The sequence below is a fragment of the Bacillus sp. T2.9-1 genome (genome assembly GCF_950097965.1).
Classification (GTDB): Bacteria; Bacillota; Bacilli; order Bacillales; family Cytobacillaceae; genus Niallia; species Niallia hominis.
Window position 1 is genome coordinate 20,840 of sequence record NZ_CATNHG010000079.1, and the last position, 14,187, is coordinate 35,026.

Here is a 14,187-nt window from a genome sequence, read left to right on the forward strand (position 1 = left end):
AATTATAATTTATTGATGATTTCTTTTTGAATTTCAGCAGGTGCATCTGCAAAATTTGTGGAAATACAAGTAACTAACATTTCTTTATTTTTATAGAAAGGTTCTTTGTTTTTATTATAGTAAAAACGAACACTTTCTTCCTCTTTAAAAAATTCTTTTCCGATTTTTAATAAAGTAGTTATTGGCAGGCTATTAAAGGATATATTGCTTTCTTCCTGTTTGGCAGTTGGAATTGACTGCTCTTGACCTGCTAGTTTAAATTCTTTCACTACTTTTTTTAGGATTTTTTCTTGAGAGATTACTTGTTTAAACAGTTTTTTGCGCACTCTCTTTTTCTTGGATTGAAGTCCAAAGGATTCTAAAATAAAGTGATGTAACTCTGTATTTTGTGTAACTTCTTCTTGCATTTTACTGATTGTATTCATTGCAAAACTCCTCTAATCTTTTCTTTCAACCCTAAATCCATGGAATATAGGGATTTTGGCACTGAATCATTATATACTAAACTATTAAAAGTACAAAATTTAATTCGAAATCCGAAATAAACATCTGGTGCGAAATGGGTGACTATTAAAAAATTATCTAGCAAACTATAAAGAGAAGGCATATAGCCTTCTCCCTATTACTCTCCTCGTTCTTCAAATAAGCGAGCAATTTCTACAATGACATTTGTCGCTTTTATCATGTTGTCAACAGATACATATTCATATTTGCCGTGGAAATTTTCGCCACCTGTAAATATATTTGGGGTCGGTAGTCCCATATAAGAGAGCTGGGAGCCGTCAGTTCCACCACGAATTGGTTGGACAATAGGGCTAATACCGAGATTGTCCATTGCTTTGTAGGCAACATCAACAATTTCTTTTACTGGTTCTATTTTTTCGCGCATATTGTAGTATTGGTCCTTTAAGTCTAACTTTATCGTATTATCGCCATATTTTTGATTTAATTCGACCACAATTTCTTGTAGAACATTTTTTCTTTCTTCAAAAGAATTACGATCAAAATCACGGATAATATAATGGAGATTTGTCTTTTCAACATCTCCTTCAAAGGACAGTAGATGATAAAAGCCCTCGTATCCTTCTGTAAATTCAGGTGCCTCACTTGCTGGCAGGCGACTTTGTAATTCCATTGCAATTTTTATACTATTAACCATTTTCCCTTTTGCTGTACCTGGATGCACATTTGTTCCACTTATTGTAATCTTGGCTCCAGCAGCATTAAAGCTTTCGTACTGCAATTCGCCTAAGGGGCCACCGTCAACTGTGTAAGCAAAATCAGCATCAAAGGCTTCTACATTAAATTTATGAGGACCTCTGCCAATTTCTTCATCCGGGGTAAAAGCAACTCTGATTTTTCCGTGTTTAATGTCGGGATTTTCCTTTAGGTAAATTAGGGCAGTGACAATTTCAGCAATACCAGCCTTATTGTCTGCACCAAGTAAGGTAGTTCCATCTGTCGTAAGTAAAGTATGCCCCACATAATTCTTTAGTTCAGGGAAATCGTTTGGAGATAAAGCGATATGTAAAGCTTCATTTAATATAATATCTTGCCCATCATAATTTTCTACTCTTTGTGGACGTACATTTTTTCCTGTGAAATCAGTAGCAGTATCTAAGTGAGCAAGAAAACCAATGGTTGGAACTTTTTTATTCGTATTTGCTAGCAAAGTAGCCATCACATAGCCATTTTCATCAATAGTTACTTCATCTAATCCAATTTCTTTAAGTTCTTCTACTAATAAATTAGCTAGTGTTAACTGTCCTGGAGTAGAAGGACATTCTGCGTTGTTCTCATTCGATTGTGTATCAACAACAGCATATGATATAAAGCGATTTATTATATTTTCTTTCACGGTATTCAACTCCTTTTCAAGATATTCTGATTTTATCATAGAAGGAATGAATAATACGAATATAGTGAATTTGCTGCTAACATTTTCGTTGCAATTAGAATAAAGCCATCAATGGAGAAGACTTGTTCACAATTATGTTGAAATTGTGGCTGGTTTGATGATTTATTGGGGTGGCTTTTTAGATAGAATATAGGTATTACTTATTGTAGTGAAGGAGATTTATAAATGAAGAAAAAAAATAGACCAATGATTATTTTCATAGTGATTGCGGTAATCTTGATTGTTTGTTTTGCAGCTATCTGGTTGTTAAACAGTAATCGTATTAATGCTATTGAGGATTTAACGAAAATAGAAGCATCCTCTACATTCAATCAGCAAGATGAGGAATATATCGTTTATTTTTGGCAAGCAACCTGTTCATATTGTAAGCAAATTGAAGAGGATGTTATTGAGTTTAGCAACAGTGGAGACGTTCCAATTTATATTGTCGATATGCAGGAAGAAAAGAATGAATCTATCTGGTATGACTGGGAAGCCCACCATAAAGAGTATGACAAAATAATAGGTAAAATAGTGGACGGAAAAGAAGTTTGGAATGATGGAATAAATATAGAGGACTTCCAAAATGATAAAAATATTGCCTGGGGGGTTGTTGCAAATGAGGATAATCAAATTATTGCCACACATAATACAGCCTACGGCAATGAAGCGCCAGAAACCGCGAAGGAAATTGAAATTACTGGCACCCCAACAATGCTAAAAATTAAAAATGGTATATTTGAAGATTATGCTGTAGGAGTAGAAGAAACACTTGATATGCTGGGGAAATAAGGTCGATAGAAGGCGGGATAAAACTAAATGGAAAAATATGTAAAGAAGAACAATCTCTAAGTTAGCCCCTTAAATAAAGCTACTTTCTCATGATGGTTATCTATGTCTTTAAATATAGTCAAGTGTAAAAACTATGTTCCAAGTACGAATTTAATGGGAAGAGGTTGTCTACAGGAAGTAGGACCACAAATAGAAGAATTAGGCGTAAAAAGAGCACTATTGGTAACCGATGCTTTCCTAAATAAAAGCGGGATTGTGGCAAAAGTAAAAAAAGTACTCGACGAAACAGAGATAGAGTATGTTGTTTATGCAGAAGTAAAACCTAATCCGACAACAGCAAATGTATATAAAGGAGTAGAAGCATACAAAGAAAATGAATGTGATTTTATTGTATCTGTTGGTGGAGGATCTCCTCAAGACACAGCAAAAGCAATTGGACTTTATGTAACGAATGGTGGAGATATTAGGGAGTACGAAGGTGTAGGAAAAACTTCAAAAAAATCAGTACCAATTGTAGCGATAAACACAACTGCTGGAACATCCAGTGAATTCACCATTAACTATGTCATTACAGATGAGGAACGACAAGTCAAAATGGTGATGGTGGATAAAAATTGCCTTGTAACAATATCTGTGAACGATCCTGTGCTAATGGTGGATAAGCCTGCTGCATTAACAGCTGCAACAGGAATAGATGCTTTAACACATGCGATAGAAGCAATTGTTACTCCGGGAGCATATGCAGTAACCGATGCTACCGCTTTAGCTGCAGTAGAGAAGATATTCACTTATTTACCGCGTGCAGTTAAGGATGGACATGATATAGAAGCCCGTGAACAGATGGTATATGTTATGTTCTTAGCTGGTGTGGCATTTAATAATGCAGGTTTAGGATTTGTTCATGCAATGGCACATCAATTAGGGGGCGTATATGATTTACCACATGGTGTATGCAATGCTATGCTCTTACCTATCGTGGAAAGAGAAAATGCTAGACGGGATCCTCATAAATTTCCTGCAATAGCTAAAGCGATTGGTATTTCTATTGAAGGAAAAACGGATAGCCAGTGTGCTGAGGAAGTAATTGCTGCCATAATAAAGCTTTGCCAAACAGTAGGAATTCCAGCAAAATTATCAGAATTAGGTGTAGATGAGGTTGATTTGGATAAATTAGCGAATTTTGCATTAGTAGATGCATGCGCTCCAGGAAATCCATTCCAACCTACAAAGGAAGAAGTCATTTCTATGTTTAAAGAGATTTTATAATAATAACATTTGGCTTCCAAGTAAGGAAAATCATTAAAAGAAATTGAAAAAGAGCGTTATACAGCATAAAAAAAGGATGTCTTAGCAGAGTTATTTATTACAATAACACTTTAAGACATCCTCTTTTTCTTATTCTATTACTCTCTTCAACCCAATACTAGCTAAAGCAGTATGTAAATTTGCACACGTGGTAATCTTGCTAAAGTCGATTCCTAAAGAAATAATCGTTTGAGCAATTTCAGGTCTAATTCCAGAGACAATGGATTTAACTCCAATCAAATCCAAAGCGTGCACTACTTTAAATAAATTATCTGCAACCATTGTATCGACAATTGGTACGCCAGAGATATCTAAAATGAGATATTCGATTTTTAAATTGGCAGATTCTTGTAATGCTACCTCTAAAATTAATTGCGAACGTTGTGTATCTATTTCGCCGATAAGTGGGATAATCGCTGTTTCTTTCGCGATTGGAACAACTGGTACAGACAGTTCTTCTAATGCATTATAGGCAAGCTTCATTATCTTTGTATTATGTTCTTCATAAATATGCCCAATATAAGCACTTATTTCATCGAGAATCGGATCAATGATCTTTCCTACATCCAACATAGTAATTGGTGCAAAAGACTTCTGCTCCAATTCTTCTGTAAATACGTCCCAAATAACATTTCGATAAATGGATAGGGAGCGAAGGGCGGATTGTAAAGGAATATGATTCCTTACAAATGCTTCTGCAGTTTTTTCCGACCATTGCTGTATTTCATCTGTATCTTTATTATCCTTTAATGATTCAGCTAAAATGAAAAAGAGTTTCGCATTCCATTTATGCATATCTTCTTTTAGATAAGGTAAGGATAAATCAGAGGTTTGCTGTAAAAATTGAGATAGCAATGTATTTGTATTTTCAGCAAGGATGTTCTTGTTTTTTATGATTTTGTTACCTATATAAGCTAATTCATCCTTCAAAACGGCTCACTCCTAAGTATAAATCTATTTATAGTATACATGTTCTTTCCTAATATGTGGAGCAAATGAACTTCTATAATGTCTTTGGATAAGGTCCTGTGGAATTTCTTAATACCAAGTTAGGCTTATACGCATAGGACAATGGTAAAGTTCCTTTCTCTTCCACTGCATTGACAATCCATTTTGCTGCATCTAAGCCCATATCCATTTTTGGGTGGGATACAGAAGTTAATTTAACCTCAGAGGCTTCGGCTAAGAATGAATCATCATAGCCAATGATGGAGATATCATCTGGAATGGATAAATGTAAGGAGCGAAGATACTGGATTACTTGGATGGCAAGTTGATCATTATAGCAAATAATAGCGGTCGGTCTATTATCTGTTTTGAAAGTCTCTGCCAATCGCTCCATGGGAAATTTAACTTGATTTTCGGTAGAATAATTAATCAGCATTTCTGGGAAGAACGGAATCGAATAAGCTTTATATGCTTGTATGAATCCTTTCATTCTATTAATTCCTTGCAAATCATCGGATTTAAATAATCCAATGATTTTTTTATGCCCAAGCTTTATTAAATGCTCTGTCGAAATAAATCCACCATATTCGTCATCCACCACTAAATGAGGGGGAGAGAGCTGTGGATAAAATTGGTTAATCATTAAATAAGGGATTTTATTTTGCTCTAACTCTAAATAAAACTTCATGTTTGGATTGAAGACATTTGTTTTAGTCGGTTCAATAATTAAACCGTCAATGTTTCTGTTTAACATTGTCTGAAGACATTGTTTTTCTTTTTTTATATCATTGTCCGTACAAGCGAAAGTGAGTGAATATCCATGATCTGTTAAATAAGATTCAATTCCTTTAATAATGGATGGGAAAATATAGTCTGATATATATGTTGTAATGACACCAATATTTTTCGTTTTCTTTAATGGAAGCTGAGATTGGGATAATGCCATTTGTGTAGAAGGAATCTGCTGATGGGAAACAAAAGTACCAGCACCCTGTTCTCTGTACAGCCAGCCCTCCTGTACTAAATCGCCTAATGCTTGACGAATCGTATGTCGACTTACCCCAAACATTTTCCCCAACTCATTTTCTGAGTATATTTTTTCTCCGGGCTGCACTTTACCGCTAGTGATCCAGTCCGTAATTTTTTCTTTCACCATATTGTATTTTGTTGTTTGTGCCACTGTTTCACCGCTTTCCATTGTAGTTAACGATGTTAACTTATACGTACAATAAAAATCATAGAGATATCGTATCAAAAATAGGCTTAAAAGACCAATGTTTTCTTTGATAAAGGGGGGAAAGTCGGGTGAGAGGCACAAGAAAAAGAAAACATAGAGTTTAGCAAGGAAATAGTGAAAAATGATGTGGCAAGTATAATCCTTCTTATTTATTATACGTACAAGTTTATATACAATATCTTTTTCATAAAAGGATGTTTTGAAAACGTATTACTAAATTAGTTGACAACTTGTATATACATGTTATGATGGAAGGGAAGGAAAACATAAAAAATTCGTTCTTATGGTGTTGCGTAGAGTACTAAATCAAAGAAAGTTGATATTCATTATGATGTCGACCGGTTTGTGTGCAGATGAGCATAAGGTATTTGAACTTATTCTAATAAATTTAATGGAAAAAAACACAGATACTAAAATCGAGGGCACTGAAAAAGTCTAGTTCTCCAAATAAAATGAGGTTTTATTTATTTGAAAGCGAATAATAAGTTGGTTTGGAGAGGCGTCCGCTCGACTCCTACGGGAGATGCGAGAAAGTCCGAGACCCTGCAGGAGCGTGAGCTGTGAAGCGGCTCGGCGCTCGCCCCGTGGAAAGCGAGCGGTAAGCCTCGGAAAACAAAAACCTACACTAAGTTAGAAAGGTTTGGTAACTACCGATTCACCAGGTAATTCACTTTTTCAGTGGCCTCCTAAAATCATTACGTTTTTTGAGATAAAGGAAAAGGACATAATTCTCACATCGGTGGTGTAATAGATGGAACAAGCATGGTGGCAAAAGGCAGTAGTATATCAAATTTATCCGAAGAGTTTTCAAGATACAACTGGAAATGGAGTAGGAGATATTCAAGGAATAATAAAAAGACTAGATTATTTAAAGGAATTAGGGGTAGATGTCCTGTGGCTAACACCTATTTATGCTTCCCCACAAAAAGATAATGGCTATGATATTAGTGATTACTATGCCATTCATCATGAATATGGAAATATGGATGACTTTGATCAGCTATTAAATGAAGCTCATCAAAAAGGGATAAAAATAATTATGGATATTGTCGTTAACCATACCTCCACAGAGCATGAGTGGTTTAAACAGGCCGCCTCTTCTAAGGATAATCCTTATCGTGATTTTTATATTTGGAAAGATGGAAAAGAAGATGGAAAGGAGCCAACAAACTGGCAGTCAAAATTTGGTGGGAATGCGTGGCAATATGATGAAAAGACAGATCAATATTACTTACATCTCTTTGATGTAACCCAAGCTGATTTAAATTGGGAGAATGAACAGCTACGCCATGAAGTTTACAAAATGATGAAATTCTGGTTTGAAAAGGGAGTAGATGGCTTCCGTCTAGATGTTATTAACTTAATTTCAAAAAATCAGGATTTTCCAGATGATGATGGTTCAGTAGCACCTGGTGATGGAAGAAAGTTTTATACAGATGGTCCACGTGTGCATGAATTTATCCATGAAATGAATCAAGCTGTTTTTTCAAAATATGACAGTATGACAGTTGGGGAGATGTCTTCCACAACATTAGAGCATTGTATTAAATATACAATGCCAGAACGTAATGAATTAAGCATGACCTTTAATTTTCACCATTTAAAGGTAGATTATCCAAACGGAGAAAAGTGGGAAATTGGGGAAATGGATTTTCATGCTTTAAAACAAATTCTATCTAACTGGCAAGTAGGGATGCATGAAGGTGGAGGCTGGAATGCCCTATTTTGGTGTAACCATGATCAGCCGCGGATTGTATCTCGTTATGGAAATGATGGGAAATATCATAAGGAATCTGCGAAGATGCTTGCGACCACGATTCATATGATGCAGGGCACTCCATATATATATCAAGGAGAAGAATTTGGGATGACCGATCCTAAATTTACATCTATTGACCAATACCGTGATGTGGAATCTTTAAATATGTATAATATATTGAAAGCAAGTGGTAAGCCAGAAGCAGAAATCTTAGAAGTCCTACGTAGAAAATCCCGTGATAATTCTCGTACACCTGTTCAATGGAATGGAGAGAAAAATGCTGGATTTACGGAGGGAACACCATGGATAGAAACAGCGAGAAATTATAAAGAGCTGAATGCAGAAAATGCATTAAAGGATAAGGACTCTGTTTTCTATCACTATCAAAAGTTAATTAACCTTCGTAAAGAATACGATATTGTGACAGTTGGAGATTATGAGTTACTTGCTCCTGATGATGATAAAATATTTGCTTACCTACGTAGTACAGATAAAGAAAAGCTATTCGTAATAAATAATTTTTACGAGGAAGAAGCGGTATTTACTGTACCGAAGCATGTTGATACTACAGGATTAACAAGTACAACTCTTCTTTCTAACTATCCAGATTCTGCTTCATATGGAGAGAGTATTAAGTTAAGACCATATGAATCCATTGTTTATTATATGAAGTAAGAATTATTTCCTGCGAATGGAGGTTCTCGCAGGAAATATCATTAATCAGATTTATGGGAAAATTTTTGTTATTGCGTTAAACTAGATTGAGAGAATCTTTAATTGGAGGGAATCAGCTTGTTTAAAAATCTATTTAAAAAAAATAAAGAAGATAAAACGCCTAGTCAAAATTATATTCAGCCTTTAGAAGGAAAGTTACTAAATATTAGTGAAGTTCCTGATCCTGTTTTTTCACAAAAAATGATGGGGGATGGTATAGCAGTAGATCCAATTAATGGTGTTTTAGTTGCTCCTGCTGATGGACAAATTATGAATGTATTCCCTACAAAACATGCATTAAGCATGACAGACAATAATGGCAAAGAAATCTTAATCCATGTTGGATTAGATACCGTTACTTTAAAAGGGGAAGGATTTACTACTTTTGTAAAGGACGGAGACAAAGTGAAACAAGGACAAAAATTAATGGAAATCGATTTTGATGCAATTAAGTCAAAGGTTCCGTCTATTATTACTCCAATGGTATTTACAAACCTAGGCGAAAATGAAAAAGTAGTAGTTGAAGGCAACGAAATAAAAATAGGATAAGAAAAAATGCTATGGGGAGAAACAGCCTCATAGCATTTTTTATAAAGAGAAAAGTTGAAATAAAATTCAGGTAAAACTGCAGTTGAAAGATAAAAGAAGAAAGGGAAAATCAATCTTTAGCCAAAAAAATGTTAGTTTATACTGTCCTACATGTAGGGCGGTATTTTTTGTGAAGTTGATTTTTGGAATATTTCTAATCCTGTTGTTCTTTAGTACCAACTACTACTGTGATAATAGATATATGTTTATTTAGCCAATCTAACAAACAATAATGCTTGTTTACTATTCGATTGAAATCGCTTTAATTTAAACCAGGGCTTGCTTCCTGTAAGGAGTAATAATAACTTTATTCCATATGAAAAAAGTAATGGGAAAAAAAGTTTTTTCCCACTCTCTCAGAAATTATGCCTATATCTTGTAAAACTTAATGAAACAACCTATGCATAATTAGTGGCCTGTACATATAATGGCATGAAAATACTAAGAGAAGAGGTGAAAGCATGAAAGTTGTCATTTTATGTGGGGGCAAAGGAATGAGAATGAGAGGCTTGACAGAGAACTTACCGAAAGCCTTAGCTGATGTTAATGGAAAACCGATATTATGGCATATCATGAAGCATTATAGTGAGTATGGACATCAGGATTTTATTTTGCCATTGGGATATAAGGGTGAGCAAATAAAGGACTATTTTGTAAATTTAGCTTGGAAAAAAAATGATTTAAAAATAGATTTAGAAAAGAATCAATATGACATTCTCGAAAAAACAGAGCCTTGGAAAATCACATGTATTGATACAGGCATAGATACGATGACAGGAGCGAGAATTAAACAGTTGGAAGAATTTATACAGGATGATATCTTTCTATTAACATATGGAGATGGTTTATCTGATATTGATTTAGATGCACTCATTGCCTTTCATAAAGAAAAAGGAAAAACAGTTACACTTACAGGTATTCAAAAAAATAATCAATATGGAGTACTTGATATAAAGGATGGAATTGCTACTAGCTTTACAGAAAAGCCAATTTTAGATAACTTGATCAATGGCGGATTTTTTGTTTGTAATAAGGAATTCTTTCACTATTTATCTGCGCAGCCAGATTGTGTGTTAGAGGAAGAACCTTTGAGAAAGCTAATTAACAAAAGAGAATTGGCTGTCTATTTACATGAAGGAACATGGATATCTATTGATACGCCTAAGGATTTAGAAGATGCTAGAAAGATATGGAAACAAAAATAAAGAGACAGGGGAGAGAGAGGACTGCCATGAAATGGCTAAAAAAGAATATCATAAACGACTTTTTGAAAGCATTGTCCAGTAACGAAAAGGAAGATAAGTCTGCTACTATAAATATTCAACTATTCTCTAAAGGGGTTTCAGTAAAATTCCATGTAGATAATTTTGTTGAAGTTTTAAATGGAGCTAAAAACAAAAATAATAAAATGCTTGCTTTACCATCTCCACAAGATGATACACCATCACAAGAGAGTAATGTTATACAAAATCAATTGATTAATGAAACTAATCCAAGCACAATTAACGGTATTTCAAACAATGATGAAGCAGCCGCACAAGAAAAGGCAAGACAGGAAGCAGCCGCGCAAGAAAAGGCAAGACAGAAAGCAGCCGCACAAGAAAAGGCAAGACAGGAAGCAGCCGCGCAAGAAAAGGCAAGACAGGAAGCAGCCGCGCAAGAAAAGGCAAGACAGGAAGCAGCCGCGCAAGAAAAGGCAAGACAGGAAGCAGCCGCACAAGAAAAGGCAAGACAGGAAGCAGCCGCACAAGAAAAGGCAAGACAGGAAGCAGCCGCACAAGAAAAGGCAAGACAGAAAGCAGCCGCACAAGAAAAGGCAAGACAGAAAGCAGCCGCGCAAGAAAAGGCAAGACAGGAAGCAGCCGCACGAGAAAAGGCAAGACAGAAAGCAGCCGCGCAAGAAAAGGCAAGACAGGAAGCAGCCGCACAAGAAAAGGCAAGACAGAAAGCAGCCGCGCAAGAAAAGGCAAGACAGAAAGCAGCCGCACAAGAAAAGGCAAGACAGGAAGCAGTCACACAGGAAAAAGTAAAACGAGCATCAGCTAAAATAAATGAGGTAAGAAAAACGTCTGTAACAGAGCCGATTTCATCCACCAATCAAAATTTTTGTGTAATTGCAGGTAAAGAATATTGTATGAAGATTATGGCGGTTTATCAATCACTAGTTAAAAATAGTGAGAATTTCAATTTATGGGTTTGTTGTACGGATGCTATTACGTACAAGTTTTTGAATGAAAAAAATCTAAAAAATATGCATCTTATTAGAGTAGAAGAAATAGAGAATGATCAATTAAGAGCTGTTAAACAAGAAAGAATGATAAATGAATATTGTTGGACATTAAAATCTTTTTTAATTGAATACATTCTTAAAAATAATGATATTGAGCAAGTTTTATATTGTGATGGGGATATGTATTTCTTCTCTAATCCTGAAAGTATTTTTAATGAATGGGGCTCTGCTTCCATCTACTTGACTCCACAAAGAGATTTAGACTGGGTAGAGCAAAAGTACGGGAAGTATCAGGCAGGTATTGTCGGATTTAGAAAAGATGAGACAGGATTGGCAGCTGTTCAATGGTGGAAGGATAGATGCCTTGAATGGTGTAGTGTAGTGGAAAACAATGGCCGATTTGGTGACCAAAAGTATCTAGATCAGCTTCCAATTATGTATGATAATGTTCGAATATCTACTAATTTAGGGGTTAATGCTGCACCATGGAATATTGTTTACAATAATGATTTTAAAATTTCTCTACAAGGAGATAAAGTTTTCATAAATAATGACCCGCTAGTTGCTTACCATTTTTCTTGTTTAACTATTTATGATAGTAATAAATATGATTTATGGAGTATGCATCAATTAACTATTCAAAAGGAAATTATGAACTATATATATGTTCCATACCTTGATCATTTAGAGGAATTAATTACGTCGTATCAGAATAGTTATCCTGGAATTATTCGAGCAACGCTTTCGACAAATGACTTTATTCAGGCAAAGACAAAGTATCATAACACTAAATTGAAAAGAAAAATGATTACGCATAATAATTATTTACTATTAACTTCTATTTTTAGTAAAGAATATTTAGTTAAAGGATTAGCGATGTACGATTCATTGGTTAAGCAGATAGACAATTTTCACTTATGGATTTGTACGATGGACCAAGAAACCAACGATGTCCTATCAAATTTAAATTTAAAAAATGTAACATTAGTGCCAATAGAAACAATTGAGACACAGCAATTAAAAGAGTTAAAGCAACAACGAACACTGCAAGAATATTGTTGGACAATAAAAGCGACATTAGTGGAACACTTATTAGCCACTCATTCCGATATTGACCATCTTTTCTATTGTGATAGTGATATATATTTCTTCTCCAACCCTATCTCTGTGTTAGATGACTTCGCTAGATACTCTGTCTATCTATGTCGTCAACGAGGAACAGACTTATTAGAACATTTCCATGGTCAGTATCAGGCTGGGTTTATCGGATTCAAAAACGAAAAAAACAGCAGAAAGATTCTAAATTGGTGGAAAAAGAGATGCTTAGAAGAATGCTCTGAAATATATAATGATGAACGGAAATCATGGGGAGATCAATTGTATTTAGATCGTATTCCAGAGTTATTTGAAAATATAAAAGTTAACAAAAACCCAGGAATTAATGCTGCGCCATGGAATCTTATCTTAAATAATACGCAACAAGAAGTAACCATGAGGGAGACTAAGGTATATATTGACAATTACCCATTGATGTTCTTCCATTTTGGTAGTCTATTAATGCTTAATGAGAATGAATTTGATCTATGGAAGCAAGAAGAAGTTAGTATTTCAGACCCAATATTAATAAATATCTATAATCCTTATTTAGTGAAATTAAAAGAGTTCTCAAATAGTTTCTCTAATAATCCAGAATTTTTTGCGAACGTACCTGCTGATTATTCAGCAAAAAATCCCTATTCTATCTCCTCTTTATAAGAGGTGAATACGATGAAATTGAAAAATAAAAAAGTGTTAGTAACAGGTGCTTATGGGTTTATTGGATCGCATCTTATTAAACAGCTAGTGAAAGAAAATGCGACTATTGCTGTAATTGTTAGAAAAGATTCTAATCCATGGAGAGTTCAAGAATATTTGCCTCAATTAAAAATATATGAGGCAAATATTCAAAATCGCCCCGAAATTTGCCGTATTATCCATGAATTCCAACCAGACTATATTTTTCATCTAGCAGCTTATGGAACGAATCCAAATAATAGAAATGATTTACTTGCTTTTGAGACTAATATATTAGGAACCATGAATCTTCTCTTTGCTGCAAAGGATATAAATTGCCAAAAAATTATTTGTCTTGGCAGTAGTTCGGAGTATGGAGATAAAAAAGAACAGATTCATGAAGAAATGCTATTAGAACCAGTAGATATATATGGAAGTACGAAAGCAGCCTCTACAATTATTGCCCATCAATTAGCACAAGAATATAAAATTCCGATCATCACCTTAAGGGCATTTAATATTTTTGGAGAAGCGGAGGATAACCATAAATTATTCTCTCATATTATTGAAAAAGTACTTCGCGGTGAAGAGGTACAATTAACGACATGTGATCAATATCGCGATTATAGCTATGTTGGCAATATTGTCGATGGTTTAATCCTTGGAGTCACAAATGAAGGAAGCAGTAATATGATTTTAAATATTGCTTCTGGTGAAGCACATCCTTTAAGATATTTTGTTGATTTAATTTATCAGCATTTAGATACGAAGCAAGTTCCTCATTATGGCGCCATTCCAAAAAGGCATAATGAGAGGAACGCACCAATACCGGATATAACAAAGATTCAAACAATTCTTGGGTGGACTCCTGCTGTTTCTATAGAAGAGGGGATTAAGAAAACAATTGCCTGGCATAAAAGTTATTATCATTTTCAATAAGGGAG

The 14,187-nt window shown here is 34.7% G+C and carries 11 protein-coding genes; 7 read left to right on the plus strand and 4 right to left on the minus strand.

The features are described from left to right. Nucleotides 1-2: 2 nt before the first annotated feature. Together QQZ16_RS08195 and pepT are read right to left on the minus strand one after the other, a co-directional pair. The gene (locus QQZ16_RS08195; protein ID WP_031536838.1) at nt 3-425 is read right to left on the minus strand and encodes a hypothetical protein; all 423 of its coding nucleotides are present in this window, start codon (nt 423-425) and stop codon (nt 3-5) included. A gap of 197 nt (nt 426-622) precedes the next feature. Then, the gene (gene pepT / locus QQZ16_RS08200) at nt 623-1,858 is read right to left on the minus strand and encodes a peptidase T (protein WP_048718783.1); all 1,236 of its coding nucleotides are present in this window, start codon (nt 1,856-1,858) and stop codon (nt 623-625) included. A gap of 225 nt (nt 1,859-2,083) precedes the next feature. Between pepT and QQZ16_RS08205 the strand changes: the two genes are divergently transcribed. Both QQZ16_RS08205 and QQZ16_RS08210 read left to right on the plus strand, forming a co-directional pair. Beyond that, nucleotides 2,084-2,689, plus strand: a complete 606-nt coding sequence (locus QQZ16_RS08205; protein ID WP_284561268.1) for a hypothetical protein — start codon at nt 2,084-2,086, stop codon at nt 2,687-2,689. Nucleotides 2,690-2,791: 102 nt separating this feature from the next. Continuing rightward, nucleotides 2,792-3,955 (plus strand): iron-containing alcohol dehydrogenase, encoded by a 1,164-nt coding sequence (locus tag QQZ16_RS08210; RefSeq protein ID WP_284561269.1) that lies wholly within the window; start codon nt 2,792-2,794, stop codon nt 3,953-3,955. Nucleotides 3,956-4,084: 129 nt separating this feature from the next. Here the strand turns inward: QQZ16_RS08210 and QQZ16_RS08215 are convergent, their stop codons facing one another. After that, on the minus strand, nt 4,085-4,924 hold the full coding sequence (locus QQZ16_RS08215) for an STAS domain-containing protein (protein WP_031536843.1): 840 nt from the start codon (nt 4,922-4,924) through the stop codon (nt 4,085-4,087). 73 nt (nt 4,925-4,997) lie between these two features. Beyond that, the gene (locus QQZ16_RS08220) at nt 4,998-6,122 is read right to left on the minus strand and encodes a GntR family transcriptional regulator (protein WP_284561284.1); all 1,125 of its coding nucleotides are present in this window, start codon (nt 6,120-6,122) and stop codon (nt 4,998-5,000) included. A gap of 808 nt (nt 6,123-6,930) precedes the next feature. Between QQZ16_RS08220 and treC the strand changes: the two genes are divergently transcribed. The 5 genes from treC to QQZ16_RS08245 all read left to right on the plus strand — a co-directional run bounded on the left by treC (nt 6,931) and on the right by QQZ16_RS08245 (nt 14,182). Continuing rightward, entirely contained in the window at nt 6,931-8,613 is a 1,683-nt protein-coding gene (gene treC / locus QQZ16_RS08225) for an alpha,alpha-phosphotrehalase (RefSeq protein ID WP_284561270.1), read from the plus strand. A 117-nt stretch (nt 8,614-8,730) separates the two neighbouring features. Further along, on the plus strand, nt 8,731-9,201 hold the full coding sequence (locus QQZ16_RS08230) for a PTS sugar transporter subunit IIA (RefSeq protein ID WP_284561271.1): 471 nt from the start codon (nt 8,731-8,733) through the stop codon (nt 9,199-9,201). Between the two features lie 500 nt (nt 9,202-9,701). Next, a complete protein-coding gene (locus QQZ16_RS08235; RefSeq protein WP_048716690.1) occupies nt 9,702-10,445 on the plus strand; it encodes a sugar phosphate nucleotidyltransferase in 744 nt (247 codons plus the stop codon). A 26-nt stretch (nt 10,446-10,471) separates the two neighbouring features. Further along, nucleotides 10,472-13,225, plus strand: a complete 2,754-nt coding sequence (locus tag QQZ16_RS08240) for a cell envelope integrity protein TolA (protein WP_284561272.1) — start codon at nt 10,472-10,474, stop codon at nt 13,223-13,225. A 12-nt stretch (nt 13,226-13,237) separates the two neighbouring features. Beyond that, on the plus strand, nt 13,238-14,182 hold the full coding sequence (locus QQZ16_RS08245) for an NAD-dependent epimerase/dehydratase family protein (protein WP_284561273.1): 945 nt from the start codon (nt 13,238-13,240) through the stop codon (nt 14,180-14,182). Nucleotides 14,183-14,187: the final 5 nt, after the last annotated feature.

Excerpts from the sequence above, each read along its gene's own strand:
- QQZ16_RS08195 (WP_031536838.1), bottom strand. The coding sequence starts at position 425 with ATGAATACAATCAGTAAAATGCAAGAAGAAGTTACACAAAATACAGAG.
- QQZ16_RS08205 (WP_284561268.1), top strand. The coding sequence starts at position 2,084 with ATGAAGAAAAAAAATAGACCAATGATTATTTTCATAGTGATTGCGGTA.
- QQZ16_RS08210 (WP_284561269.1), top strand. The coding sequence starts at position 2,792 with ATGTCTTTAAATATAGTCAAGTGTAAAAACTATGTTCCAAGTACGAAT.
- treC (WP_284561270.1), top strand. The coding sequence starts at position 6,931 with ATGGAACAAGCATGGTGGCAAAAGGCAGTAGTATATCAAATTTATCCG.
- QQZ16_RS08235 (WP_048716690.1), top strand. The coding sequence starts at position 9,702 with ATGAAAGTTGTCATTTTATGTGGGGGCAAAGGAATGAGAATGAGAGGC.
- QQZ16_RS08240 (WP_284561272.1), top strand. The coding sequence starts at position 10,472 with ATGAAATGGCTAAAAAAGAATATCATAAACGACTTTTTGAAAGCATTG.
- QQZ16_RS08245 (WP_284561273.1), top strand. The coding sequence starts at position 13,238 with ATGAAATTGAAAAATAAAAAAGTGTTAGTAACAGGTGCTTATGGGTTT.